Source organism: Streptomyces fildesensis (assembly GCF_016107395.1).
GTDB lineage: Bacteria > Actinomycetota > Actinomycetes > Streptomycetales > Streptomycetaceae > Actinacidiphila > Actinacidiphila fildesensis.
Genome location: NZ_JAAIKO010000001.1, coordinates 111762 through 136445 on the forward strand (window position 1 = coordinate 111762; position 24684 = coordinate 136445).

The window sequence follows — 24684 nt, forward strand, 5'->3', positions numbered from 1 at the left end:
CCATGAGTGCTGATCTTTCCCGGGAGGCAGCTCCCGGACCCCCGGCGGACAGCAGCACGCCCGCGGTGCGGGGCCGTGCCGCCGTACCCGCCCAGGCGTCGCCCGCCGGGGCGGTCGGGCGGTATGCGGCGCGGCAGCACCCCGGGTCCCGTACGGATGGAATGGACGCGGCGGAGCAGGCGGATCCCATGGACCAGCAAGAGCAGCACGACCCGCATGACCGGGCCGGCGCCCGAGCGCTCTTCGTGGAGCTGAGCAAGCTCCCGGACGGCTCACCGGAACGCGCCGAGCTGCGCAATCGGCTGGTGCGTATGCACCTGCCCCTGGTGGAGCACCTGGCGCGGCGTTTCCGCAACCGCGGGGAGCCGCTGGACGACCTCACCCAGGTCGCCACCATCGGTCTGATCAAGTCCGTCGACCGCTTCGACGTGGACCGCGGCGTGGAGTTCTCCACGTACGCGACCCCCACGGTCGTCGGCGAGATCAAACGTCACTTCAGGGACAAGGGCTGGGCGGTCCGCGTCCCCCGCAGGCTCCAGGAGCTGCGGCTGGCCCTGACCACCGCCACCGGAGAGCTCTCCCAGCGCTTCGGCCGGGCGCCGACCGTGCACGAGCTGGCGGTCCAGCTCAAGATCACGGAGGAGGAGGTGCTGGAGGGCCTCGAATCCGCGAACGCCTACAGCACCCTGTCCCTCGACGTTCCGGACACCGACGACGACTCCCCGGCCGTCGCGGACACCCTCGGGGCCATGGACGAGGCGCTCGAAGGCGTCGAGTACCGGGAATCGCTCAAACCGCTCCTGGAGTCGCTGCCGCCCCGGGAGAAGAAGATCCTCATGCTGCGGTTCTTCGGCAACATGACCCAGTCGCAGATCGCCATCGAGGTCGGCATCTCCCAGATGCACGTCTCCCGGCTGCTGGCCCGCACTCTCATGCAGCTCCGCGAGAAGCTCCTCGTCGAGGAGTAGCCCATGACGCCTGCCGGACAGCTTCCTGAGGCGTCCGGCAGGCCCAGGGCGTAGAAACTCAGGCCGCGGAGACCTAGGCCTGGCTGCGGTCGCCGATCCCCAGGGCGGCGGTCGTGGCGGGGTGGACGAGCAGGACCAGCCCGGCCAGCGCCATGAGGGCCAGCGCGACGCCGGCCGCGACGAGCGCCGCCGCGCCGTGCACGAGCGTCCAGGCCACCGGCAGCGCCAGCAGCTGGATGATCAGCGCGGGGCCGCGGCTCCAGCGCCGGGCGTGCAGCAGCCCGTACGCCGCCGCCAGCGGGATCGCGCCGAGGGCGAGAACGGTGAGCGCACCCACCACGGCGTTGCGGACGTTGTCGGAGTGACCGGTCAGCGCCAGCACCAGCAGCACGAGCCCGCAGGCCGCGAGGGCGAGCCCTTCGAGGGCCGCGAGGCCCGCGGCGGCGGTCAGCCGGCGCGGTTTGGGTGACGGGGTCGGGGGGATCTGGCTCACACCGGCCAGCGTAGCCCGGTGTACTTATGGGTAGGTACGCTTCCCCTCATGCGCGCACTTCTCGTGGTCAACCCTGCTGCCACCACCACCAGTGCGCGGGTCCGTGACGTTCTGGCCCACGCACTCGCCAGCGATCTGAAGCTGGAAGTGGCCGCCACCGAGTACCGCGGCCACGCCCGGGATCTCGCCCGGCAGGCCGCCGAGGGCGGCGAGATCGAACTGGTCGTCGCGCTGGGCGGTGACGGCACGGTCAACGAAGTGGTCAACGGACTGCTGCACAACGGACCCGATCCCGACCGGCTGCCGCAGCTGGCCGTGGTCCCCGGCGGCTCGACCAATGTCTTCGCGCGCGCCCTGGGACTGCCCAATGACGCCGTCGAGGCGACCGGGGCACTGCTGGACGCCCTGCACGACCAGTCGTCGCGCACGGTCGGCCTGGGACTGGTGAGCGGCACGCCCGGTACGGAGGACGAGGGAGTGCCCTCGCGCTGGTTCACCTTCTGCGCCGGGCTGGGTTTCGACGCCGGCGTGGTCGGCCGGGTCGAACAGCAGCGGGATCAAGGGAAGCGCTCGACGCACGCGCTCTACATGCGCCAGGTGATGCGCCAGTTCCTGGCGGAGACGCACCGGCGGGGCGGTTCGATCACGCTGGAGCGCCCGGACGAGGACCCGGTCACCGGGCTGGTGCTGGCCATAGTCTGCAACACCGCCCCCTGGACCTACCTGGGCAATCGTCCGGTGTACGCGTCCCCCGAGGCCTCCTTCGACACCGGCCTCGACCTGCTCGGAGTCTCGAAGATGTCGACGACGTCAGCGATGCGTTACGCCACGCAACTGCTGCGTTCGACCCCCGATCGAGGCCCGCACGGTAAGCATGTGGCGTCCGTCCACGACCTGACGGACTTCACCTTGCATTCGCAGGCTCCACTCCCGTTCCAGGTGGACGGCGACCACCTGGGGCTGCGAACCAGCGCAACCTTCACAGGCGTACGCCGTGCACTGCGTGTGATTGTGTAAGCGGAAGAGCCCAAAGTCCTTTTACTCGAACGTTTAGGCTGCCCTGCACCCCATGGAAGTACGGCTGTGATGCAGGCGACACCGAGGAATCAAAAAAAACTTTCCTGAAGGGGTTGTATCCGCAGCCCAGGTTTGCGAGTCTCTACATGGCGATCGGGACGGCCAACAACCGGAGTCCCTTGAGAGCCCGAATCCACCACCTCACACCAGCGGGACTGCACCAGGTAACTGGGCGTAGTGCCGTGCCCTGTGAGGGGATTCGTGAAAGCGTTCACATTCACAAGCAACGTGCTTGTCACAAAGGAGTTGGAGCAGCCATGGACTGGCGTCATCGCGCCGTTTGCCGCGAGGAAGACCCGGAACTCTTCTTCCCCATCGGCAACACCGGTCCTGCGCTGCTGCAGATCGAGGAAGCCAAGGCCGTCTGCCGCCGCTGCCCCGTCATGGAGCAGTGCCTGCAGTGGGCGCTGGAGAGCGGCCAGGACGCAGGCGTCTGGGGTGGCCTCAGCGAGGACGAGCGTCGCGCAATGAAGCGCCGCGCCGCCCGCAACAGGGCCCGCAACGCCAGCGTCTGACGCCCCGCTTTACCCCCGAGCCGCAGCGCGCAGCACCCGAATTCGTACGCGCAGCACACAGCATCCGGTAAGCCCCGACCGCCTGGCGGTCGGGGCTTACTGCTGTTCTCCCCCGACCACCGGCACCGGAATTACGCCTCGGCCGGAAGTTCCAGCACGACCCTGGTGCCGCCCTCCGGCGCCGGGACCATGTCGAACGTGCCGGACAGTTCGCCGACCACCAGGGTGCGGACGATCTGCAGTCCCAGATTTCCGGCGCGCTGCGGGTTGAAGCCCTCCGGCAGCCCGCGGCCGTTGTCCTGGACGGTGATGATCAGCTTGTCGCGGCCGGCCGTCGCCCCCACCTCGACCGTGCCGCTCTCCCCCGGGCCGAAGCCGTGCTCCAGCGCGTTCTGCAGCAGTTCGGTGAGAACCATCGCCAGCGGGGTGGCGACCTCGGCGGTCAGGATGCCGAAGCGCCCGGTGCGGCGGGCCGTGACGCGGCCGGGTGAGATCTCGGCGACCATCGAGAGCACCCGGTCGGCGATGTCGTCGAACTCGACGCGCTCGTCCAGGTTCTGGGAGAGCGTCTCGTGCACGATCGCGATCGAGCCGACCCGGCGGACCGCTTCCTCCAGCGCCTCGCGCGCCTTGTCGGAATCCATCCGGCGGGCCTGCAGCCGCAGCAGTGCGGCGACGGTCTGCAGATTGTTCTTCACCCGGTGGTGGATCTCCCGGATGGTGGCGTCCTTGGTCATCAACTCGCGTTCGCGGCGCCGCAGCTCGGTGACATCGCGCAGCAGGACGAGTGAGCCGATGTGGGTGCCCTTGGGCCGCAGCGGGATGGTGCGCAGCTGGATGACGCCGTCGCCACCCTCGACCTCGGCCTCACGAGGCGCCCAGCCGCTGGCGAGTTTGACCATCGCCTCGTCCACCGGGCCGCGGGCGGGGGCGAGTTCGGCGGTGGTCGCGCCGAGGTGCAGTCCGACGATGTCGGCGGCGAGGCCCAGCCGGTGGTACGCGGAGAGCGCGTTGGGACTGGCGTACTGCACGATGCCGTCCGCGTCGAGCCGGATCAGACCGTCGCCGGCGCGCGGCGCCGCGTCCATGTCGACCTGCTCGGCGGGGAACGGGAAGGAGCCGGCGGCGATCATCTGCGCCAGGTCCGAGGCGCTCTGCAGATAGGTGAGCTCGAGCCGGCTGGGGGTGCGGACGGTCAGCAGGTTGGTGTTGCGGGCGATCACGCCCAGCACCCGGCCCTCGCGGCGGACCGGGATCGACTCGACCCGGACCGGGACCTCGTCACGCCATTCGGGGTCGCCCTCACGGACGATCCGGCCCTCGTCCAGCGCCGCGTCCAGCATGGGACGGCGGCCGCGCGGCACCAGATGGCCGACCATGTCGTCCTGGTACGAGGTCGGTCCGGTGTTCGGCCGCATCTGGGCGACCGAGACATAGCGTGTGCCGTCCAGGGTGGGCACCCACAGGACGAGGTCGGCGAAGGACAGGTCGGAGAGCAGCTGCCACTCGGAGACCAGCAGGTGGAGCCATTCGAGATCGGAGTCGTCGAGGCCGGTGTGCTGGCGTACGAGGTCGTTCATGGAGGGCACGTCTGCGAGCGTACAGGCCAATTCGCGCCATCCGTGCCGGGCCTTTTTTCCACCGATGGCCGCGATTCCATGGACAAGGACGAATGGTCTAGTCCACAATGGACCGAACAGACCTCCATCCTCCCCGCACAGGAGGGTGGATCGAGGCCAGGCGTTCTCTGCCCTGACTACGCCGTGGCCTCACCGGTCGGCCCTAACGGGCCACGGGGAACCGCACACCCCGTCGGCCACGGCGTCGACAGCAGCTCCGGGCTGCGGTGCTGGAAGGGCTGAGGGTCCCTTCCCGGCGCCGCGGCCCGTGGCGTTTTCCGGGCACCGGCCCCGTTCCCGCCGGGGCCCGCTCCCTCCCCGCTCACACGCGGAAGGCCCCGTCGCAGCACGCGACGGGGCCTTTCCCGTTCCACACGGCCGGGGCCGCGGTCAGTGCGTTTCCGTCACCTTGGCGAGGGCGCGCGGGGCGTCCGGGTCCTGGCCGCGGGCGATGGTGACCTCGTAGGCCAGCATCTGCAGCGGCAGGATCTCCAGGATCGGCTGGACCTCCTCGGCGACCCCCTTCGTCGGCAGGGCGAAGCCCGCTGAGGCGGCGTCCACCTGGGCCTGGGGGCCGATGACCACCAGGTCCGCGCCCCGGCCGCGCAGCCGGTCCAGGACCGGCTGGAGGGCCTCTCCGCCCCTGCCCTCGGTGACGATGGCGATCACCGGCGAGATGTTGTCGACCATGGCCAGCGGGCCGTGCAGCAGATCCGCGCCCGAGTACGCCAGGGCCGGGATGTAGCTGGTCTCCATCAGCTTCAGCGCGGCCTCCCGCGCGGTCGGGTAGCCGTAGCCGCGGGAGGTGATGACCATGCGCTCCGCGAAGCGGTAGCGGCCGGCCAGCGCCTTGACCTCGGCGCCGCGCGCCAGGATCCCCTCGGCCAGTTCCGGCAGCACCTCGGCGGCGGAGCCGTCACCACCGCGCAGGCCCTCCACGAACAGGTACAGGGCCAGCAGCTCGGCGGTGTACGTCTTGGTCGCCGGGAGCGCCTTCTCCGGTCCTGCCAGCACGTCGATGTGGAACTCGGAGACCTCGGCGAGCGGGGACTCCGGGTTGTTCGTCACCGCGACGGTGATCGCACCGGCCTCGCGGGCCGCCCGGGTGGAGGCCACCAGGTCGGGCGAGCCACCGGACTGGCTGACGGTGATGACCAGGCAGTCCGTGAGGTCCGGCGTCGCGCCGTACGCGGTGGTGGTCGACATCGAGGTCAGCCCCGCGGGCTTCCCGAGCAGCACCTCGATCAGGTACTTCGCGTACAGCGCCGCGTTGTCGGACGTACCGCGGGCGGTGAGCAGCACGAAGCGCGGGTTGCGCGCCGCGACCTTCGCGGCGACCGCGCGGATCCGCGGCGCACCCCGCTCCAGGATGCGCCGCAGTACGGCGGGCTGCTCGGCCATCTCGCCGGACATGATCCGGCCCGGTATCAGAATCTTCCGGTCCGGCGTCGGGGCGGACATGCGGTGGGCCTCCAGGCTGTTGCGAATCTCCTCCGCGCCGGTCAGAGCCCGGCTTCCTTGCCGGCGATGACCTCCGCGGCTGCTCGCCCGCACACACGGGCAGCGCCATGGGTCGCGATGTGCAGCGCGCCGGAGGGCGGCGCCTGGGGCACCCCCATCTCCACCACGACCGTGTCGGGCCGGGCGGCGAGCAGGGCGTCCAGAGCGTCGGCCATCCACGCGTGGCGGTGCACGTCGCGGACCACTGCGACGATCCTACGGTCGGACGCGGACTGCAGCACTTTCGCGCAGAGGGCGTCCGCCCCGCCGGCCTCGGCGTCCGCCGCGCGGAAGGTGCCGGTCACGGTGCCGGGCAGCAGCCGCTCCAGTTCCGCGGCCACCCCCCAGGGCGTCTCGGCGCCGACCGCGATGTTCGCGACCGGGGTGAAGGCGGCCACGTACGGCGCGGTCGCGATCGGTACGTACTCCTCCGTACGGGTCACCCGCACGGCCCGGCGGGCCGCGATGAGGCCGACCTCGGGGTCGGGTGCGGTCCCCTCCGCCGCACCCGACCGCTCGGCCGTCCATGCCGCGAGCGACCGCACCCGGGCGGCGGCGTCGGCAAGCCGCTCCTCGGGCAGATCGCCGTCGCGCACCGCACGAACGATGGCGTCGCGGAGCCGCAGCACGGTCTCCTCGTCGGCGAGACCTCCGCCGACACAGATGGCGTCGGCACCGGCCAGCAGCGCCATGACGGTGCCGCGCTCGATGCCGTACGTCGCCGCGATGGCCTGCATCTCGATGCCGTCGGTGACGATGAGTCCGTCGTAACCGAGGCCGCCCTCCGCGGCGGGCGCGCGCAGCAGCCCGTTGAGCGCGCTGGGGCTGAGCGTGGCGGGCCGGTCCGGGTCGAGGGCCGGCACCAGGATGTGGGCGCTCATCACGGCCTTGGTCCCGGCTGCGACGGCGGCCCGGAACGGCACCAGTTCACGGTCCTGCAGGGTCTGCAGGCCGACCTCGATGTTGGGCATCGAGTGGTGCGAGTCGACGGCCGTGTCGCCGTGGCCGGGGAAGTGCTTGGTGCAGGCCGCCACCCCGGCGGACTGCAGACCGGTGATGTACGCGGCGGTGTTGCGTGCGACGAGGTGCGGGTCCGAGCCGAAGGACCGTACGCCGATCACCGGGTTGCCGGGGTCGGAGTTGACGTCCGCGGACGGCGCCCAGTTGAAGTTGACCCCGCAGGTGCCGAGCCGGCGGCCGAGCTCCGCCGCCACCTCCTGCGTCAGGTCCGCGTCGTCGACCGCGCCGAGCGCGAGGTTGCCGGGGAAGGACGAGCCGGTCCGCGCTTCGAGGCGGGTGACGTCACCGCCCTCCTCGTCGGCCGCGACCAGCACGTCCGCCCGTACCGCGCGCAACTGCGCGGTGAGCGCGGACAGCTGCTCGGGCGATTCGATGTTCCGGGCGAACAGCGCCACGGAGCCGAGGCCTTCGGCGAGCCGGAGCAGCAGCCACTCGGGTGCGGTGGTCCCGATGAATCCCGGCTGCAGGACGGCGAGCGCGTCCCGGATGAGGGTGTCGGGGGCGGAGTCGGTAGAAATGACGGTCATCCCTTCACCGCCCCGGCGGTCAGACCGGAAGCGACCTTGCGCTGGACCATGACGAAGAAGATCACCACGGGCAGGGCCACCAGGATGGAGCCCGCCATCAGCGCGCCGAAGTCGGTGCCGCGCTGACCGGTGAAGTTCAGCAGCCAAATGCTGAGTGTGTACTTGTCGTTGTCCTGGAGGAGGACGTAAGCGAAAAGGTATTCGTTCCAGGCCGTCATCAGGGCGTAGATCGAGGCGGCGACCAGGCCGGGTGCCAGCAGCGGGAAGACCACGCGGCGGAAGGCGGCCATCTGGCTGCAGCCGTCGACCATGGCCGACTCCTCCAGCTCCTTGGGGATGTTGACGATGAATCCGCGCAGCATCCACACCGAGAAGGGCAGCGTCGTCGCCGCGTACACGACGATGACGCCCCAGTACTGGTTCAGCCCGCCCATGTCGTTGAGCTGGATGTAGATGGGGATCAGCATCGAGGTGCCGGGGATCATCTGGATCAGCAGCAGCGTGATCATCAGCCCGCGGCGGCCCCAGAAGTGGAAGCGGCCCAGCGCGTAGGCGGCGAGCAGCCCGACGCCGATGGCGATGATGACGCTGAACAGCGAGATGATCACGCTGCTCTTCACGTTGTCCCAGAAGTTGGGCATGTCCATCGCCCGGTGGAACTGGTCGAACGTGATCGAGCTCGGCCAGAGCTTCTGGTGGTAGCTGAGGATCTCGGTGCTGGGCCGGAGCGCGGTGATGACCATCCAGTAGACCGGGAAGCCCATGACCACGAAGGTGAGCAGGCCGAGGATGTTCCAGCCGGTGCGGTTCTTCTTCTTGCTCTTGTAGGTGACCTTGGCGGCGGTAGTCACTCGACCTCTCCGATCTTCATCAGCTGGCGCAGGTAGTAGACGGAGACGCCGGACAGCATCACCACGGTGATGATGGAGATCGCGGCACCCGTGCTGAAGGAGTTACTGGTGAACGCCTGGGTGAAGGAGTAGAGGCCCAGCAGCTGGTAGTCCGGCTCCGGGTGGTTGTTGCGCATCAGCAGCACCTGGCCGAGCACACCGAAGTCCCAGATGATCGACAGCGTCGTGGTCATGACGAAGACCGGCTTGATCACCGGGAAGGTGACGAACCGGAAGATGCCGAAGCCGCTGGCGCCGTCGATCCTGGCCGCCTCCTCCAGCTCCTTGGGCACCTGGGTGAGCGCCGAGTGCAGGCTGATGGCGATGAACGGGATGGCCGCCCAGACCACCAGGGCGGCGATGATCGCCAGCCCCGAGGTGGGGTTGAGGAACCAGTTGTGGCCGGCGTAGTCGACCCCGGGGAGCTTGCTGAGCAGCTCGTTGACCAGCCCGTAGTCCGAGTCGAACATGAACTTGAAGACCGAGGTGGAGACCAGCAGCGGCATCGCCCAGACGGCGACCATCGCGCTGGTGATCATCACCCGGAGCCAGGGCGACACCCGTTGCAGCAGCATGGCTATGAGCAGCCCGAGCAACATGGTGAAGAAGACACAGACGACGACGAAGACGACCGTGCGGATGAACACATGCCAGAACTCGGAGTCGCCGAGGATCGTCGTGTACTGGTCGAGACCGACCCACGGCGGTGTCGTGCCGCCCCACAGGTTGTTGCGCCGCATGTCCTGGAAGGACAGCACCACGGTGTCGATCAGCGGCCAGCCGAGCACGCCCGCCATGACCACCAGGGCCGGAGTGATCAGCAAGTACGGCAGGGTTCTGTTCTGCCGGGTGGCCGGCCGGCGGCGGGCCCCCCGCCCGGATGCGGGCCGGTCCTGAGCCGGCGGCGGGCTCTTCACGAGACCCCGCTCCAGCGGCTCGGTGGCATGCGTGTCGGCGGCACTCATCTCGCTGACCTTTCTTCGTCGTCCATGCCGGGTGCGGAGGCGGACGGCCCACATCCGTGGACCGTCCGCGCTCGCAGCGCCTGTTTCCCCGCCCCCCACGGGCGAGGCCTGGGATCAGGAGGCGTTGTTGATCAGCGAGTTGATCTTGTCGTCGGCCGCCTTGGTGGCGTCGGCGATGGACTTGCCCTTGATGATGTCGAGCAGCATGTTCTTGAGGATGTTCTGCTTCTCGATCGTGGCCCAGCCCGGAGCGATCGGGGTGAACCAGGCGTCGGGCACCGCGTTGGCGATCGGCGCGGTGGCCGGGTCCGACTTCAGCGGCTCGAGCTGCTTGGTGTTGTTCGGGAGGATCTTCTTGCTGGCCAGTACGGCCTCGGACTTCTCGCTGGTGAAGCTGGCGATCCACTCCTTGGCGAGGTCCTGCACCTTGGACTTGCCGACGACGGCGAGGTCCGAGCCACCGATAAAGGACGGCAGCGCCTTGCCGTTCGGGCCGGGCATACCGGCCGTCTTGATGGCGTCCTTCAGCTTCGGGTTGCCGGGCGCCTTGGTGTCGACGACGCTGCCGGACTCCCAGCCGTTGCCGTAGATCAGCGCGGTCTTCTCCTGGGCCATGACCGCGGCGTGGTCCGCCTCGTCCTTGGTCTTGTCACCGTGGTTGTACTTGTTGACCAGCTCGATGAAGTGCTTCAGACCTTCCTGGGCCTCCGGGGAGGACAGGGTGCCGGTCCACTTGCCGCCGTCGTACTTGGCGATCTGGCCGCCGTACGCCTTGACGTAGGACATGGCCGCGTACCAGTACTCGCCCGGCAGGTAGAGCGGCGAGTACGCCTTGTCGGCGCCCTTCGCGGCCGCGATCTTGTCCAGCGCGGCGGTCAGGTCGGTCTCGGTCTTCGGCAGGTCGGCGGAGCCGGTGGCGGCCTTGAAGACATCGGCGTTGTAGATCGCCACACGGGCACCGGCGTAGTACGGCACGCAGTAGAGCTTGCCCTGGTACGAGCAGGTGTCCTCGAGGCCCTTGATCCAGGTGGCCGAATTCTCGAACTTGGTCTTGTCGACCTCGGCGAGGGCACCGTTGAGGATGTACGTCATGGTCTCGGTGTTGCCGAGCTCGACGACATCCGGGGCGCTAGAGCCGGAGAGCGCGGCGTCCAGCTTCTGGACCTTGTCGCTCCACTGCTGGTACTGCACCTTCACGGTGACGTTCGGGTACTTCGCCTTGAACTGGTCGTTGACGCTCTTGACCAGCTCCGGCCAGGTGCTCTGGGCGTCACTCATGAGCCAGACGGTCACGGTGTCCTTGCGGTCCGCCGGCTTCGCGGCCGTGTCGTCCTTCTTGTCGCTGCCACACGCTGCGACGCCCGCGATCATGGTCGCGACACCGATTGCCGCGATGAGCTTGCGCTTCATGCCACCCTCCTCAGGATGCCCGAAACCACCCCCCACCGCCCGAAAAGTCGGCTGCCGCGAGACACGGCAAATGCCGCGTCCTGCTTGTGGGTCTGGGATTGGTCTTTAATGGTTTAGACCAGTGAGCGCAGCTTGGCCTAGACCTTTAGGGGTGTCAAGGGTGTATAAGAAGCGCTGTTAGGTCTGTTATCGGACCGACACCTGAGGGGGACGTCACCTGCCATCGCCTCCCTGCACCACAGCAGCCCGTGCCACCATGTGAGCCGCGATAGACGGAGGAGCCGGTGACGGCAGCACGACAGCAGTCGGGAGTAGACGTCATGGACAGCGACGGGGGCGGCGGCACGCCGGCATCGGACGTGCCGGAGACGGCGGGCGCCGCCGGGCGCACCGCACGTGTGCCCAAGTACTACCGCCTCAAGCGACATCTGCTGGACATCACGCAGACGATGCCGCCCGGCACACCGGTCCCGCCCGAGCGCACGCTCGCGGCGGAATTCGACACCTCCCGCACCACCGTGCGGCAGGCCCTGCAGGAACTGGTCGTCGAGGGGCGCCTCGAACGCATCCAGGGCAAGGGCACCTTCGTCGCCAAGCCGAAGGTCTCCCAGGCACTGCAACTCACCTCGTACACGGAGGACATGCGCGCCCAGGGCCTGGAGCCCACATCACAGCTCCTGGACATCGGCTACATCACCGCGGACGACCGGCTCGCCGGCCTCCTCGACATGAAGACCGGCGGCCGGGTCCTGCGCATCGAGCGGCTGCGGCTCGCCAACAGCGAGCCGATGGCCATCGAGATCACCCATCTGTCGGCGAAGCGCTTCCCCGCGCTGCGCCGCAGCCTCGCCAAGTACACCTCTCTGTACACGGCGCTGGCGGAGGTCTACGACGTACGGCTGGCCGAGGCCGAGGAGACCATCGAGACCTCGCTGGCCACACCCCGGGAGGCCGGCCTGCTCGGCACGGACGTCGGTCTGCCGATGCTCATGCTGTCCCGGCACTCCATCGACACCACGGGCGAACCGGTCGAATGGGTGCGTTCCGTCTACCGCGGCGACCGGTACAAGTTCGTCGCCAGGCTGAGCCGCCCCACCGACTGACCACCGACCGACCGCCGGGCCGCATTCCGGCCGAACCGGCTCCGATCCACCCGATTCCCCTCTCGTCCGGAATCGAGTCCGTACCGATATGCGGACCGCTAGTGACGTGTGGCGGAGTGCTGCCCTAGATTTCCTGCGCATTACGCAGGAGATTCGCTCTAGGGGACGGAGCCGAGAAGATGTCAGCACCACCGGAAACATCACCCACGCCCAACCGCACACCGGTCGTCACACCTTCGCGTGTGGTGGCCGGTGTATGCCTGGTCATCCCGTTGGTCGCGATGCTGTGGGTCAGCTCCTACGCGCGTCTGACGCCGGAGTTCATCGGCATCCCGTTCTTCTACTGGTACCAGATGGCCTGGGTCTTCATCTCGGCCGGACTGACCACGATCGCCTACCTCCTGGTCCGCCGTGAGGAACGCGCACGCAAGGGAGCCGCGTCATGACCGGTGGAGTCAACGGTGTGGCGCTCGGCGTCTTCATCTTCTTCTTCGTGGCGGTCACCGTCCTCGGCTTCCTGGCGGCCCGCTGGCGGCGCGCCGACAACGCGCTGAGCCTGGACGAATGGGGCCTGGGCGGCCGGAGCTTCGGCACCTGGATCACCTGGTTCCTGCTCGGCGGCGACCTCTACACGGCGTACACCTTCGTCGCCGTCCCGGCGGCGATCTACGCGGCGGGCGCGGCCGGCTTCTTCGCGGTGCCGTACACGATCATCACGTACCCCCTGGTCTTCCTCTTCCTGCCGCGGCTCTGGTCGATCTCCCACAAGCACGGCTACGTCACGTCCTCGGACTTCATCCGCGGCCGCTTCGGCTCCAAGGGCCTGTCGCTGGCGATGGCCGTCACCGGCATCCTCGCCACGATGCCGTACATCGCGCTGCAACTCGTCGGGATCCAGGCGGTCCTGGACGTGATGGGCGTGGGCGGCGGCGAGAACTCCAGCTGGTTCATGAAGGACCTGCCGCTGCTGATCGCGTTCGGGGTGCTCGCGGCGTACACGTACTCCTCGGGGCTGCGCGCGCCCGCGATGATCGCGTTCGTCAAGGACGCGCTGATCTACATCGTCATCGCGGTGGCGATCATCTACATCCCGTACAAACTGGGCGGGTTCGACGACATCTTCGACAAGGCGGGCAAGGCGTACGCCACCGTCAACCCGGCGACCGGGAAGCCCAAGGGCTCGCTGGTCTCCGGGCCGCAAGCGCAGTGGGCGTACGCGACCCTGGCGCTCGGCTCGGCCATGGCGCTGTTCCTGTACCCGCACTCGGTGACCGCGGTGCTGTCCGGCAAGAGCCGCAACGTCATCCGCCGCAACACCACCATCCTGCCGCTGTACTCCCTGATGCTGGGCCTGCTGGCGATGCTCGGCTTCATGGCGCTGGCGGCCGGCGTCGGTGTCGGGGTGAAGGGCTACAACCCGCAGACGGCGATCCCGCAGCTGTTCGAGAACATGTTCCCTGACTGGTTCGCGGGGGTGGCGTTCGCCGCGATCGGCATCGGCGCGCTGGTGCCCGCGGCCATCATGTCGATCGCCGCGGCGAACCTGTTCACCCGCAACATCTACAAGGACTTCATCAAGCCCGACGCGACCCCCGCGCAGGAGACCAAGGTCTCCAAGCTGGTGTCGCTGCTGGTGAAGGTCGGCGCGCTGATCTTCGTCCTCACCATGGACAAGACGGTCGCGATCAACTTCCAGCTGCTGGGCGGCATCTGGATCCTGCAGACCGTCCCGGCCATCGTCGGCGGGCTGTTCACCCGGTGGTTCCACCGCTGGGCGCTACTGGCCGGCTGGGCCGCGGGCATGGTCTACGGCACCTGGAAGGCGTACGAGCAGCACACCCCGGCACAGACGCACTTCGCCGGGAACGCCGACCTGATCCCGTACATCGGCGAGAAGGGCTACATCGGCCTCACGGCCTTCGTGATCAACATAGTCGTGGCGGTCGTCCTGACCTTCGTCCTCAAGGCGCTCAAGGCGCCCGAGGGCGTCGACGAGACCTCGCCCTCCGACTACACGGCCGACTCCGGTGAGCCGGGCGTCAAGGGCACCGGAGAGCCGGACGCCAAGGAGGAACTGCCACTGGTGGTTTCCTGAGCTTCCGGTTCCTCCGCGGTTCCCCGGGACCCGGTGTCACGCGCTCCGCGCGGGCACCGGGTCCCGGAACGTCCGGCGGTAGGCCTGCGGGGTGGTGCCCACCCACTGGGCGAAGTGATGGCGCAGGGTCGCCGCGCTGCCGAGGCCCGCGCGGGTGGCGATCGCCTCCATCGTCTCGTCCGTCCCCTCCAGCAACTCGCGCGCCAGCAGCACCCGCTGGCCCAGCAGCCAGCGGTACGGGGTGGTGCCCGTCTCCTGCTGGAAGCGGCGGGCGAACGTGCGCGGCGACATATGGGCGCGGGCGGCCAGCTCCTCGACGGTCACCTCACGGTCCAGATGGCGCTCCATCCAGCTGAGCACCGCGCCCACGGTGTCGCACCGGCCGCGCGGCAGTGGCCGGTCCACGTACTGCGCCTGCCCGCCCTCCCGGTGCGGCGGCACGACCATGCGCCGGGCGATGCCGGTGGCCACCGCGCTGCCCTGCTCCTTGCGGACCAGGTGCAGACAGGCGTCGATGCCCGCCGCCGTGCCGGCCGACGTGATCACCGGGTCGTCATCCACGTACAGCACGTCCGCCTCGACCTGTGCGAGCGGGAAGCGGCGCGACAGCGCCTCGGTGTGCCGCCAGTGCGTGGTGCAGCTCCGGCCGTCCAGCAGCCCGGCCGCGCCCAGCACGAACGCTCCCGAGCACACGCTGAGCACCCGGCCGCCCCGCTCCACGGCGCCGCGCAGCGCGCGCAGCAGCTCCGGCGGGTACTCCGCCCGCTCGGGGTAGTCGCACCCGGCCGGGACGGCGATGAGGTCCGCCTCCTCCAGCCGGTCGACACCGTACGGCGTCGAGACGTCCATGCCGTTGTGCAGATGGACGGGGTGCTTCCCGATGCCGACGACGGCGAAGTCGTAGACGGGCAGCCCCTGCTCACTGCGGTCGATGCCGAAGACTTCACAGACAACGCCCAGTTCGAAGGCGTGTCCGCCGTCCATCAGAACCACTGCCACGTTTTCCAGCATGGTTCCAGCATCCCACTTGGCAGTAATTAGCGGTAGTGAGTCAGTCCTGCCACTCCCGTGGCGGGGCCGCCCGCCCGAAAATAGATGCATGAACACATTCCTCGGCCTCCTGGCCGCCACCGCCCTGATCCTCCTCGTCGCCCTGCCCGCCCTGATCGGCTTCCGCGTCGAGCTCCGCATCTCCCGCCAGATCCGCGCCGCGAGGGCCGCGGAGCGGCGTCACGAGGAGCAGTCGGCGTCGGCCCTCAGGTCGGCCGAGCCCACCCGCGGCGCCTTCAGCCCGGTCGTCTGAATGCACCCGCCGCACTCCGCGAAGGCCGGCGCCGGCCATGCGGCAGACTGCGGGGATGGACATCATCATCCGCCCCGCGCGCGCGGACGAGCTCGATGAGGCAGGCCGCATCACCGCCGACGCCTTCATCGCCGACGGCCACACCCAGCCGGACGGCCAGTACGCCCCGAAACTGCGCGATGCCCGCGCCCGCGCCGTCTCCGCGGAGGTGCTCGTCGCGGTCGACGCGGCGGACGACACGCTGCTCGGCTGCGTGACGTTCGCCCCTCCCGGCAGCCCCTGGGGCGACATAGCCCGGGACGGCGAGGCGGAGTTCCGGATGCTGGCCGTCGACCCGGCCGCGCGCGGCCGCGGCACCGGCGAGGCACTCGTCCTCGCGTGTGTGGAACGGGCCCGTGCCCTCGGCGTACGGCAACTGGTGATGTCCACCCAGCAGTCGATGACCGGCGCCCACCGCATCTACGAACGGCTCGGATTCCGGCGCACGCCGGACCGCGACTGGTCGCCCGTTCCGGACGTCCACCTCTTCACGTACGCCCTCCCGTTGTAACGCACCGTCCACCGCGCACCACACCAGACACAACATCTGGGGTTAGCGCTGCGAGGCGCCACTAGATGTATGCTCAGGACCGCTGTCCACGCAGGGGAAGCCGGTGAGAATCCGGCACTGCCCCGCAACGGTGAGCGGTCGTGCCTGCGCACGCCCGCACAGTCCGGCCACCTGCTGACGGCGCATCCGGTCCTGCCTTCCGGGTGCAGTGTTGTCCGGGCCTCGCGGGTTGGGCCGGCGGACGCGATATGGCACACCCCTGCCCTGATGCGGTGTGCCCGAACGCGCCTGCTCCTCCCCCCTCGCGACGCCGTCGCCGCGTTCGAGGGAGAGAGCACCAACGTGACCATCGCGCCCGCAGCCCCCGCCTCAGCAGGAACCATCCTGCTGCACACCCTGACGGAACTGACCGTCGACCTCCCCGACACCGACCCCGGCCGGGTCGCCGCTGCCGCCCTCCGCGGCCGCAACGCCGGATCGGACGAGGCCGAACTGCGGGCGCTGGCCACCGAGGCCGCCGCCGGACTGATCTCCGAGGACCCCCAGTACAGCCGGCTCGCGGCCCGGCTGCTGGCCCGCGCGGTCGCCGACGAGGCGGCGGGGCAGGGCGCCGTCTCCTTCTCCGCCTCCATCGCCGTCGGGCACCGCGAAGGCCTGATCGCCGACGCCACGGCCGAGTTCGTCATGCTGCACGCCGCCCGCCTGGACGCGATGATCGACGACACCGCCGACGACCGCCTCGAGTACTTCGGCCTGCGCACCCTGCACAGCCGCTACCTGCTCCGGCACCCGATCACCCGCCAGGTCATCGAGACCCCGCAGCACTTCCTGCTGCGCGTCGCCTGCGGTCTGGCCGCGGACCACTCGGTGCGCGCCCTCGTCGAGGTCGGCGAGCTCTACGCGCTGACCAGCACGCTCTCCTACCTCCCCAGCTCCCCCACGCTCTTCAACTCCGGTACCCGGCACCCGCAGATGTCGTCCTGCTACCTGCTGGACTCCCCGCTCGACGAGCTGGACTCCATCTACGACCGCTACCACCAGGTCGCCCGGCTGTCGAAGCACGCCGGCGGCATCGGCATCCCGTTCAGCCGGATCCGCTCCCGCGGCTCGCTGATCCGCGGCACCAACGGGCACTCCAACGGCATCGTCCCGTTCCTGCGCACCCTCGACGCGTCCGTCGCCGCCGTCAACCAGGGCGGCCGGCGCAAGGGCGCCGCCGCCGTCTACCTGGAGACGTGGCACGCCGACATCGAGGAGTTCCTGGAGCTGCGCGACAACACCGGTGAGGAGGCCAGGCGTACGCACAACCTGAACCTCGCGCACTGGATCCCCGACGAGTTCATGCGCCGGGTGGACGCGGACACCGACTGGTCGCTGTTCTCCCCCGCCGACGTACCCGAGCTCGTCGACCTGTGGGGCGGCGACTTCGACGAGGCCTACCGCAAGGCCGAGTCCGCCGGTCTGGCCATCAAGACCATCCCGGCCCGCCAGCTCTACGCCCGGATGATGCGCACCCTCGCGCAGACCGGCAACGGCTGGCTGAACTTCAAGGACTCCGCCAACCGCACCGCCAACCAGACGGCGCTGCCCGGCAACGTGGTCCACTCCTCGAACCTGTGCACGGAGATCCTGGAGGTCTCCGACGACGGCGAGACCGCCGTCTGCAACCTCGGCTCGGTGAACCTCTCCGCGCACCTGGGCACCGACGGCGAGATGGACTGGGAGAAGCTCGACGCCACCGTCCGCACCGCCGTCACCTTCCTCGACCGCGTGGTGGACATCAACTTCTACCCGACCGACCAGGCCGGCGCGTCGAACTCCCGCTGGCGGCCGGTCGGCCTGGGCCTGATGGGCCTGCAGGACGTCTTCTTCAAGCTGCGGCTGCCGTTCGACTGCGCCGAGGCGCGGACGCTGTCCACCCGCATCTCGGAGCGGATCATGCTCGCCGCTTACGAGGCGTCCGCCACCCTCGCCGAGCGGCACGGCCCGCACCCCGGCTGGGAGCAGACCCGTACCGCCCAGGGCGTGCTGCACCCCGACCACTACGACACCGCCGAGTCGCTCTGGCCGGAGCGCTGGGACGCGCTGCGCGCCCGGATCGCGAAGACCGGCATGCGCAACTCCCTGCTGCTGGCCATCGCGCCGACCGCGACGATCGCCTCGATCGCCGGTGTCTACGAGTGCATCGAGCCGCAGGTCTCCAACCTCTTCAAGCGCGAGACGCTGTCGGGTGAGTTCCTCCAGGTCAACTCCTACCTGGTGAACGAGCTCAAGGAGCTCGGCGTCTGGGACGCCCAGTCCCGCGAGGCGCTGCGCGAGTCCAACGGCTCCGTCGAGGGCTTCACCTGGATCCCGGCCGAGGTGCGCGCCCTGTACCGCACCGCCTGGGAGCTGCCGCAGCGCGCCCTGATCGACATGGCCGCGGCACGCACCCCGTACCTCGACCAGAGCCAGTCGCTGAACCTCTTCATGGCCTCGCCGACCATCGGCAAGCTCAGCTCGATGTACGCGTACGCCTGGAAGCAGGGCCTGAAGACCACGTACTACCTGCGGTCCCGGCCGGCCACCCGGATCGCCCGCGCCGCCGCGGCAGCACCGGCCGCCGCCGTGCCCGCGCCCATCCCCGTCCAGCAGACGACCGACGACGACGCCGTCGCCTGCTCCCTGGAAAACCCCGAGTCCTGCGAGGCCTGCCAGTAATGCCGACCACCACCAACACGACGACGCACGAGAAGCACCTCCTCGACCCGGGCTTCGAGCTGACCCTGCGTCCGATGCGCTACCCGGAGTTCTACGAGCGCTACCACAACGCGATCAAGAACACCTGGTCCGTCGAGGAGGTCGACCTCCACTCCGACGTCGCCGACCTCGCCAAGCTCTCCCCCGGCGAGCAGCACATGATCGGCCGCCTCGTCGCGTTCTTCGCGACCGGTGACTCGATCGTCTCCAACAACCTCGTGCTCACGCTCTACAAGCACATCAACTCGCCCGAGGCCCGGCTCTACCTGTCCCGTCAGCTCTTCGAGGAGGCCGTGCACGTCCAGTTCTATCTGACGCTGCTCGACACGTACCTCCCCGATCCGGACGACCGGGCCGCCGCGTTCGACGCGGTCGAGAGCATCCCGTCGATCCGCGAGAAGGCGCAGTTCTGCTTCAAGTGGATGGACTCCGTCGAGAAGATCGACCGGCTGGAGTCGAAGTCCGACCGGCGCCGCTTCCTGCTCAACCTCATCTGCTTCGCGGCCTGCATCGAGGGGCTGTTCTTCTACGGCGCCTTCGCCTACGTCTACTGGTTCCGCTCGCGGGGCCTGCTGCACGGACTGGCGACCGGCACCAACTGGGTCTTCCGGGACGAGACCGGCCACATGGACGCGGCGTTCGCGTTCGTCGACACCGTCCGGGAGGAAGAGCCGGACCTCTTCGACGCGGAACTCGACCAGCAGATCACCGACATGATCCGCGAGGCCGTCGAGGCGGAGCTCCAGTTCGGCCGCGACCTCTGCGGTGACGGCCTGCCCGGCATGAACACCGAGTCGATGCGCGAGTACCTCCAGTGCGTCGCCGACCAGCGCCTCGCCCGGCTCGGCATCAAGCCGGTCTACGGTTCGGAGAACCCGTTCTCCTTCATGGAGCTCCAGGGCGTCCAGGAACTGACCAACTTCTTCGAACGCCGCGCCTCCGCCTACCAGGTGGCGGTCGAGGGCACGGTCGGCTTCGACGACGACTTCTAGTCACCACGACGGCCGGCCACCACGGCCGGCAACGCGTAAGGGCCCCGCTCCATGAGCGGGGCCCTTACGCGTGGTGCTGCAGGCGACGGTCAGGCGTTGGGGACCGTGGCGAACTTGGGGGTGGCTTCTTCCATCTGGCGCAGCACGTCCTTGCGGTCGCGCTTGGAGAGCCGGTCGATGTACAGGTAGCCGTACAGGTGGTCGGTCTCGTGCTGGAGGCAGCGGGCGAAGTAGCCGGTGCCCTCCAGGGCGATGGGGTTGCCCTTGAGGTCCTGGCCGCGGACGATCGCGTAGTCCGGGCGGGCCAGTTCCATGTAGGCGCCGGGCACCGAGAGGCAGCCCTCGTTGGAGTCGTCGAGCACGCGCCGGTCGGCGGGGATCTCGTCCAGGACGGGGTTGCAGACGGCGCCGGTGTGGCGCACGCCGTCGTCGTCCGGGCAGTCGTAGACGAAGACCTTGAGGTCGACGCCGATCTGGTTGGCGGCGAGGCCGACGCCCTCGGCGGCCTTCTGGCTCGCGAACATGTCGTCCACGAGGGCGGCGAGCGCGTCGTCGAACTCCGTGACGTCGCGGCACTCCTTGTGGAGCACCGGATTGCCCACGACGGTGATCGGGCGGGCCGTCCCGCGCTCGCGGTACGCCAGCTCGCGCGCCTCGGCGTCCGTGGTGTCGTCGAAGAACTCCGACGCTTCACCGTGCTCGTGCGCGTGCCGGTCCTGCTGCTTCTCGGTTTCCTGCTGCGACATGTTCCGCCGTACGCCTTCCCAATTCCGTCATAGACCCGTCAAGCGTACGGGGCCGCGCAAGGTCAGCAGACCTCCTCCAGATCACGCCAGTCCCGGGTGTCCGGGCTGTCCGCGATCCAGCTGTCGAGAAGGCCTCGTACGAGGGCGGCGGGCGCCGCTATCCCGCACTCACGTTCGGGGACCCAGAGGGAGCCCGCGCTGTGGTGGCTGAGGTGGCCGGGGTGGCCGGGTTCACCGTGGTCATGGGGGTCGCGGGAGGTCGCGGAGCCGTCGTCGGTGGGCATCCGGCTCTCCGAGCAGGTACGGCAGAGCAGCCGCACGGAGGACGACCAGTCCTCGGCGGCGAAGCCGGCGTCGGCGGCCAGCCGCTCCAGGGCGTCCCGGTCGGCCGCGGTGGCGGCCTCCAGCAGGACCAGCCAGGTGGGCACCGGCGAGGGCGCCCACAGCTCGATCTCGTCGAACACCGGGTACACGGACTTCGCGGAGCCCTCCGCGGTGGCGCGCTCACCGTGCGGGACGCCGTCGTGCAGCACGACCTCGCCCCAGCGGCGGCCCGAGGACGGCAGCGGGATGCTCAGCACCTCGATCCTGGCCGGATCCAGCCGGCGGCCCCAGACGACCTCGGCCTCGCCCTCCGGCGACAGCCTTACGGCGGCGCTGCCCAGCGCCAGCCGGACCGCTTCCTCGGAGGCGCTCTCGGCGGAGCCGGACGGCAGCCGCAGCCCGTACGCCTGCCAGGAGCGGCGGGCCAGCGGCCAGTCCTGCAGGGCGGTGGCGGCGATGCCGAGGTTCCACCAGTCCGGGGCGCCGGAGTCGCGGTCCAGCAGGGCCACGGCACGCAGCCCGGCGGTGCGGGCCTGCTCCCAGTCGTGGCGGAACTTGTGCAGCAGCGCGAGGTTGTACCAGGACTCGGAGAGCCACGGTTCCATGTCGGCGGCGCGCGTCAGCAGCGCGCCCGCGTCCTCGTAGCGCCCGTCGCCGATGAGCGAGAAGGCGCGGTCGGTGGCCTGCCGCCACGTAGGGGAGGGCCGGTGCCGCACTCTGCCGAAGATCCTCACGATTCCCGCCTGCCTGCTCAGCCGATCACGGCCGGGACGTCGCCTTTCCGCACCACGTCCCCCTCGGACACTTTCAGCCCGGTGACGATTCCCGGCATCTCGGTGAGTACCGGGATTTCCTGCTCCACGGTCTCCAGCATGACGACGCTCCCGTCCACCCGCAGGTTGTTCCCCCGCTCAGTGACAACCTTCCACATATCGGCCGGAGTCTCAGCCCGGATTCCGGTCCTCACCACTCCTCCTTGCCATCCCCAGCCGCATCCAACCATGCCGGTCGCGGGCGCCGCTCATTACCGTCCGGTTCCCCGCCGGCGGCCCGGGCCGCTCCGCCACGGGCGAGAACCCGGGTCAGCGCGTCCACGACGCCCGGATCGTAGTCCCGGGCGGTGGACAGCCGCAGCCGCTCCACGGCCGCCAGACGGCGGTCCAGGGCCGCCGTCCCGCCGGTCAGGTCCTCGTACGCGTTGACGGCGCGGACGATCCGGCCGGCAAGGGGCTGTTCGCGGTACGGGTCGGCCTGGCACTCGACGATCACCGCGACCTCGGCCGGAACGCCGGTCTGGCGGACCACGACACCTCCCAGCAGCGCGATACGGCGCCGCTCCTCGGGCTCCAGCGGCTCGGTGGCGCCGCCGGGGACGGGGTCGACCAGGGAGAGCTGGCCGATGTCGTGCATGAGGGCCGCGTACTCCAGGAGCAGCAGCTCACGCTGCGCCATCCCCAGTTCCCGGCCCACCTCCCGGCTGAGGGCGGTCACCCGGCGGGCGTGGCCCGTGGGCGTGTAGCCGGCGACCTCGGTGGCGCGTGCGAGGGAGGCGATCGTCTGCCGGTAGGTGGCCCGGATCGCGGCATGGCGGCGGAACGAGACCTGGGTGAGCAGCAGCGGAAGGCTGAAGACGGGCAGCGCCCACAGCCCGGCGACGCCGACCGCCAGGGCCATCACGACACCGCCGGCGCAGACGGCGGAGCCGATGGTGGGCAGGGCCCGCAGCTCGTCACGCAGGACGGGCGCGAAGGGGTGGCCGGTTCTGGCGGCGGCGAGGGTGGCGGCCAGCACCGCGTCGCACAGGGCGGTGAGCGCGAGCAGCGCGAACAGGAACAGCGCGTAGAGCGGACCGGGGTCGAAGAAGCGCTGCAGCAGGCCGGAGTTGTAGAGCGGCTGGAAACAGGTGGCGGCGAAGGCCACGGCGAGGACGCGGCGGGCTGCGTTGTCCAGGGAGCGCGGGTCCGCGGTGTCCTGGGTGCAGCGGGCCGCACGGACGGTGCGGGGGCCGGGCAGCGCGTTGGCCAGCCGGCCGAGTGCGGCGGCCACCACGACGACCGCGACGACCTGCAGGACTCCGTGCGAGGTCGGGACACCGTCCGCCTCGCCGAGCAGCGCGTACGCCAGCGCGCCCGCGGTGGCCAGCGGCGCCGCCTCGCGGTCACCGGGCAGCGGGATCCGGGCCGCCTCCCCCACCGCGATCAGCGCTCCGAAGGCGGTGGCCGTCGCGGGCTCGGCGACACCGGCCCACGCCGTCCAGCCGATCGCCACGGCGGTGAGCAGCGCGGTCGCCGCGTAGGCCGCTCCCACGACGAGCGGGGTACGCGGGCGGGCTCCGGCGCGGGCCGCGGCCCGGCCGGGCCGTCCGTGCCGGAGCCTGCGGCCGGGGGGCCATCGGGGTGGCCGGGCCGCGGGATCGTCACGGGGAGACGTCATGGCCGGCGGTCCGGAGCTGCGCCGGTGGCGGTGCGGCCGGCGGCGCGCGGCAGCGGGAGGGCGGGCTCGGCGGCGCCCGGCGTGGGCATGCCGGGTACGTCGGCCGTCGCGGTGGGGGTCCAGACGTGCCGGTCGAGGGCGTGGATGAGGCCGCTGACCATGGCCGGGTCGAACTGGGTCCCGGCGCAGCGGCGGAGTTCGGCCAGCGCCTCGTCGACGCCCCTGGCCCGGCGGTAGCTGCGGGTGGAGGTCATGGCGTCGAAGGCGTCGGCGACGGCCACGACGCGGGCGAACTCGGGGATCTGGTCGCCGGTCAGCCCGAACGGGTAGCCGCTGCCGTCGATCCGTTCGTGGTGGTGCAGGATCGCGGCGCGCGCCTCGCCGAGGAACGCGATGCCGCGCACCACCTCGTGGCCGTACTCCGGGTGCAGTTCGATCACCCGGCGCTCCTCGGGGGTGAGCGGACCGTCCTTGCGCAACAGCCGGGTGGGGACGCCGATCTTGCCGATGTCGTGCAGGATCCCGGCGAAGCGCAGCGCGTCGACCCGGTCCTCGGCCATACCGATCTCGCGGGCGATGAACACCGAGGCGCGGCCCACGCGTTCGCTGTGGCCGCGCGTGTAGCGGTCCTTGATCTCGACGGCCTGCACGAGGGCCCGGACGGTCGCCCGGTGCGCGGTGTGTTCGCGGTGGACCTGCGCGAAGACCCAGCAGGAGATGTGCATGGGGAGCAGCACCAGTACGGCGGCGAAGGCCCCGTACGAGCCGCGCCACAGCGCCGCCATCATCAGCCCGACCATCCCGTAGGTCAGGTGCGGTGCGATCGAGCCCAGCAGCGGGGTACCCCAGGCGGCGCGCGGCGGGCAGCGCTCGGCGGTGACGAGCACCCCGCCGACGAGGGTGGTGGCCACCACGCAGAAGGTGAGCGCGGCAGCGGCGGCCGGGAGCAGCAGGTAAGGGAAGTCGAGTTCGTCCAGGGCGCGTTCGCCGCCCAGCAGCCGCTGCGCGTGGCCGGCGGCGAAGGTGGCGACGGCGAGCTGGCCGGCGCGCCAGCAGCGCCGCAGCCAGCGCGGGCTCTGCCCGACCCGGCCGGCCAGCGATCCCGGCAGGGCGACGAGCGCGGCGGCGGACGGCGGCAGCATCAGCGCCGCGGCGAGCAGTACGGGGTAGAACGAGCCGATCCCGGCGGGCGCCTCACGTCCGGGGTCCCGGCCCGCGGCAGACAGGGTCCCGCGTCCCGGGGGCAGAAAGCCGATCTCGCAGACCGCGTACAGGACGGCGAGGACGGCGACCGTCGCCCAGGGCGTCCGGCCGTCCAACGCCGGGGCCGCGCATAAGCAGGCGGTGAGCAGCACCACGGCGATGTAGCCGCGGGCCGCCGGCGGCAGGGTCCGCAGACTCACCCGGATCCTCGA

At 70.2% G+C, this 24684-nt stretch carries 23 protein-coding genes and 1 riboswitch; of the genes, 10 read left to right on the top strand and 13 right to left on the bottom strand.

Features of this window, described 5'->3' with window-relative positions; genetic code table 11:
• The first annotated feature begins 2 nt into the window (after positions 1-2).
• Entirely contained in the window at positions 3-968 is a 966-nt protein-coding gene (locus tag C6N31_RS00435; RefSeq protein ID WP_232484647.1) for an RNA polymerase sigma factor SigF, read from the top strand.
• A gap of 73 nt (positions 969-1041) precedes the next feature.
• Here C6N31_RS00435 and C6N31_RS00440 read toward each other — a convergent pair whose 3' ends face one another.
• Positions 1042-1461, bottom strand: a complete 420-nt coding sequence (locus C6N31_RS00440) for a hypothetical protein (protein ID WP_244809405.1) — start codon at positions 1459-1461, stop codon at positions 1042-1044.
• Positions 1462-1509: 48 nt separating this feature from the next.
• Here C6N31_RS00440 and C6N31_RS00445 point away from each other — a divergent pair, with 48 nt between their 5' ends.
• Together C6N31_RS00445 and C6N31_RS00450 are read left to right on the top strand one after the other, a co-directional pair.
• Positions 1510-2478 (top strand): diacylglycerol/lipid kinase family protein, encoded by a 969-nt coding sequence (locus C6N31_RS00445; protein ID WP_138350911.1) that lies wholly within the window; start codon positions 1510-1512, stop codon positions 2476-2478.
• A gap of 317 nt (positions 2479-2795) precedes the next feature.
• Entirely contained in the window at positions 2796-3053 is a 258-nt protein-coding gene (locus tag C6N31_RS00450) for a WhiB family transcriptional regulator (protein WP_138350912.1), read from the top strand.
• 131 nt (positions 3054-3184) lie between these two features.
• Here C6N31_RS00450 and C6N31_RS00455 read toward each other — a convergent pair whose 3' ends face one another.
• From C6N31_RS00455 to C6N31_RS00480, 6 genes are all read right to left on the bottom strand, one after another.
• Positions 3185-4633 (bottom strand): sensor histidine kinase, encoded by a 1449-nt coding sequence (locus C6N31_RS00455; RefSeq protein ID WP_138351074.1) that lies wholly within the window; start codon positions 4631-4633, stop codon positions 3185-3187.
• 429 nt (positions 4634-5062) lie between these two features.
• Positions 5063-6133, bottom strand: a complete 1071-nt coding sequence (locus C6N31_RS00460; protein WP_138350913.1) for an SIS domain-containing protein — start codon at positions 6131-6133, stop codon at positions 5063-5065.
• A gap of 41 nt (positions 6134-6174) precedes the next feature.
• Positions 6175-7719: a glycoside hydrolase family 3 protein gene (locus C6N31_RS00465; protein WP_138350914.1), complete on the bottom strand. Its 1545-nt coding sequence runs from the start codon at positions 7717-7719 to the stop codon at positions 6175-6177.
• Positions 7716-8570 carry a carbohydrate ABC transporter permease gene (locus C6N31_RS00470; protein ID WP_244809403.1) on the bottom strand — a complete coding sequence of 285 codons (855 nt, stop codon included), beginning with the start codon at positions 8568-8570 and terminating at the stop codon, positions 7716-7718. Before C6N31_RS00470 ends, C6N31_RS00465 begins: the two co-directional genes overlap by 4 nt.
• Positions 8567-9574: a carbohydrate ABC transporter permease gene (locus C6N31_RS00475; RefSeq protein WP_138350915.1), complete on the bottom strand. Its 1008-nt coding sequence runs from the start codon at positions 9572-9574 to the stop codon at positions 8567-8569. Before C6N31_RS00475 ends, C6N31_RS00470 begins: the two co-directional genes overlap by 4 nt.
• A 114-nt stretch (positions 9575-9688) precedes the next feature.
• Positions 9689-10984 carry an extracellular solute-binding protein gene (locus C6N31_RS00480; RefSeq protein WP_138350916.1) on the bottom strand — a complete coding sequence of 432 codons (1296 nt, stop codon included), beginning with the start codon at positions 10982-10984 and terminating at the stop codon, positions 9689-9691.
• Positions 10985-11304: 320 nt separating this feature from the next.
• On the opposite strand from C6N31_RS00480, the gene C6N31_RS00485 reads away from it, so the two are divergent.
• The 3 genes from C6N31_RS00485 to mctP all read left to right on the top strand — a co-directional run bounded on the left by C6N31_RS00485 (position 11305) and on the right by mctP (position 14182).
• Positions 11305-12087 (top strand): GntR family transcriptional regulator, encoded by a 783-nt coding sequence (locus C6N31_RS00485; protein ID WP_138351076.1) that lies wholly within the window; start codon positions 11305-11307, stop codon positions 12085-12087.
• A 179-nt stretch (positions 12088-12266) separates the two neighbouring features.
• Positions 12267-12533: a DUF3311 domain-containing protein gene (locus tag C6N31_RS00490; protein ID WP_138350917.1), complete on the top strand. Its 267-nt coding sequence runs from the start codon at positions 12267-12269 to the stop codon at positions 12531-12533.
• Positions 12530-14182: a monocarboxylate uptake permease MctP gene (gene mctP, locus C6N31_RS00495; RefSeq protein WP_138350918.1), complete on the top strand. Its 1653-nt coding sequence runs from the start codon at positions 12530-12532 to the stop codon at positions 14180-14182. The genes C6N31_RS00490 and mctP overlap by 4 nt, the downstream gene beginning before the upstream one ends.
• A 36-nt stretch (positions 14183-14218) precedes the next feature.
• On the opposite strand, the gene C6N31_RS00500 is transcribed toward mctP, so the two are convergent.
• On the bottom strand, positions 14219-15193 hold the full coding sequence (locus C6N31_RS00500; RefSeq protein ID WP_138350919.1) for a helix-turn-helix domain-containing protein: 975 nt from the start codon (positions 15191-15193) through the stop codon (positions 14219-14221).
• A gap of 88 nt (positions 15194-15281) precedes the next feature.
• Between C6N31_RS00500 and C6N31_RS00505 the strand changes: the two genes are divergently transcribed.
• The 4 genes from C6N31_RS00505 to C6N31_RS00520 all read left to right on the top strand — a co-directional run bounded on the left by C6N31_RS00505 (position 15282) and on the right by C6N31_RS00520 (position 19766).
• Entirely contained in the window at positions 15282-15485 is a 204-nt protein-coding gene (locus tag C6N31_RS00505; RefSeq protein ID WP_138350920.1) for a hypothetical protein, read from the top strand.
• A gap of 55 nt (positions 15486-15540) precedes the next feature.
• Positions 15541-16035 (top strand): GNAT family N-acetyltransferase, encoded by a 495-nt coding sequence (locus C6N31_RS00510; protein ID WP_138350921.1) that lies wholly within the window; start codon positions 15541-15543, stop codon positions 16033-16035.
• 94 nt (positions 16036-16129) lie between these two features.
• Positions 16130-16207: riboswitch (cobalamin riboswitch) on the top strand.
• A 170-nt stretch (positions 16208-16377) separates the two neighbouring features.
• Positions 16378-18735, top strand: a complete 2358-nt coding sequence (locus C6N31_RS00515; protein ID WP_244809401.1) for a ribonucleoside-diphosphate reductase subunit alpha — start codon at positions 16378-16380, stop codon at positions 18733-18735.
• A complete protein-coding gene (locus tag C6N31_RS00520; RefSeq protein WP_138350923.1) occupies positions 18735-19766 on the top strand; it encodes a ribonucleotide-diphosphate reductase subunit beta in 1032 nt (343 codons plus the stop codon). The genes C6N31_RS00515 and C6N31_RS00520 overlap by 1 nt, the downstream gene beginning before the upstream one ends.
• Positions 19767-19855: 89 nt before the next feature.
• On the opposite strand, the gene def is transcribed toward C6N31_RS00520, so the two are convergent.
• The 5 genes from def to C6N31_RS00540 form a co-directional block, all read right to left on the bottom strand.
• Positions 19856-20512: a peptide deformylase gene (gene def / locus C6N31_RS00525; protein WP_198356993.1), complete on the bottom strand. Its 657-nt coding sequence runs from the start codon at positions 20510-20512 to the stop codon at positions 19856-19858.
• A gap of 62 nt (positions 20513-20574) precedes the next feature.
• Positions 20575-21570: a tetratricopeptide repeat protein gene (locus C6N31_RS00530; RefSeq protein ID WP_138350925.1), complete on the bottom strand. Its 996-nt coding sequence runs from the start codon at positions 21568-21570 to the stop codon at positions 20575-20577.
• Positions 21571-21587: 17 nt separating this feature from the next.
• Positions 21588-21710, bottom strand: a complete 123-nt coding sequence (locus C6N31_RS45060) for a biotin/lipoyl-binding protein (RefSeq protein WP_269284347.1) — start codon at positions 21708-21710, stop codon at positions 21588-21590.
• 89 nt (positions 21711-21799) lie between these two features.
• Positions 21800-23269 (bottom strand): HD domain-containing protein, encoded by a 1470-nt coding sequence (locus tag C6N31_RS00535; protein ID WP_138350927.1) that lies wholly within the window; start codon positions 23267-23269, stop codon positions 21800-21802.
• A complete protein-coding gene (locus C6N31_RS00540) occupies positions 23266-24666 on the bottom strand; it encodes an HD-GYP domain-containing protein (protein WP_138351077.1) in 1401 nt (466 codons plus the stop codon). The genes C6N31_RS00535 and C6N31_RS00540 overlap by 4 nt, the downstream gene beginning before the upstream one ends.
• Positions 24667-24684 lie beyond the last annotated feature (18 nt).

What these genes read in the sequence shown, in the direction of transcription:
- def (WP_198356993.1), bottom strand. Translation starts at nt 20,512, where the DNA reads ATGTCGCAGCAGGAAACCGAGAAGCAGCAGGACCGGCACGCGCACGAG.
- C6N31_RS00475 (WP_138350915.1), bottom strand. Translation starts at nt 9,574, where the DNA reads ATGAGTGCCGCCGACACGCATGCCACCGAGCCGCTGGAGCGGGGTCTC.
- C6N31_RS00505 (WP_138350920.1), top strand. Translation starts at nt 15,282, where the DNA reads ATGAACACATTCCTCGGCCTCCTGGCCGCCACCGCCCTGATCCTCCTC.
- C6N31_RS00520 (WP_138350923.1), top strand. Translation starts at nt 18,735, where the DNA reads ATGCCGACCACCACCAACACGACGACGCACGAGAAGCACCTCCTCGAC.
- C6N31_RS00500 (WP_138350919.1), bottom strand. Translation starts at nt 15,193, where the DNA reads ATGCTGGAAAACGTGGCAGTGGTTCTGATGGACGGCGGACACGCCTTC.
- C6N31_RS00485 (WP_138351076.1), top strand. Translation starts at nt 11,305, where the DNA reads ATGGACAGCGACGGGGGCGGCGGCACGCCGGCATCGGACGTGCCGGAG.
- C6N31_RS45060 (WP_269284347.1), bottom strand. Translation starts at nt 21,710, where the DNA reads ATGCTGGAGACCGTGGAGCAGGAAATCCCGGTACTCACCGAGATGCCG.
- C6N31_RS00465 (WP_138350914.1), bottom strand. Translation starts at nt 7,719, where the DNA reads ATGACCGTCATTTCTACCGACTCCGCCCCCGACACCCTCATCCGGGAC.
- mctP (WP_138350918.1), top strand. Translation starts at nt 12,530, where the DNA reads ATGACCGGTGGAGTCAACGGTGTGGCGCTCGGCGTCTTCATCTTCTTC.
- C6N31_RS00510 (WP_138350921.1), top strand. Translation starts at nt 15,541, where the DNA reads ATGGACATCATCATCCGCCCCGCGCGCGCGGACGAGCTCGATGAGGCA.
- C6N31_RS00445 (WP_138350911.1), top strand. Translation starts at nt 1,510, where the DNA reads ATGCGCGCACTTCTCGTGGTCAACCCTGCTGCCACCACCACCAGTGCG.
- C6N31_RS00480 (WP_138350916.1), bottom strand. Translation starts at nt 10,984, where the DNA reads ATGAAGCGCAAGCTCATCGCGGCAATCGGTGTCGCGACCATGATCGCG.
- C6N31_RS00535 (WP_138350927.1), bottom strand. Translation starts at nt 23,269, where the DNA reads ATGACGTCTCCCCGTGACGATCCCGCGGCCCGGCCACCCCGATGGCCC.
- C6N31_RS00460 (WP_138350913.1), bottom strand. Translation starts at nt 6,133, where the DNA reads ATGTCCGCCCCGACGCCGGACCGGAAGATTCTGATACCGGGCCGGATC.
- C6N31_RS00435 (WP_232484647.1), top strand. Translation starts at nt 3, where the DNA reads ATGAGTGCTGATCTTTCCCGGGAGGCAGCTCCCGGACCCCCGGCGGAC.
- C6N31_RS00450 (WP_138350912.1), top strand. Translation starts at nt 2,796, where the DNA reads ATGGACTGGCGTCATCGCGCCGTTTGCCGCGAGGAAGACCCGGAACTC.
- C6N31_RS00490 (WP_138350917.1), top strand. Translation starts at nt 12,267, where the DNA reads ATGTCAGCACCACCGGAAACATCACCCACGCCCAACCGCACACCGGTC.
- C6N31_RS00455 (WP_138351074.1), bottom strand. Translation starts at nt 4,633, where the DNA reads ATGAACGACCTCGTACGCCAGCACACCGGCCTCGACGACTCCGATCTC.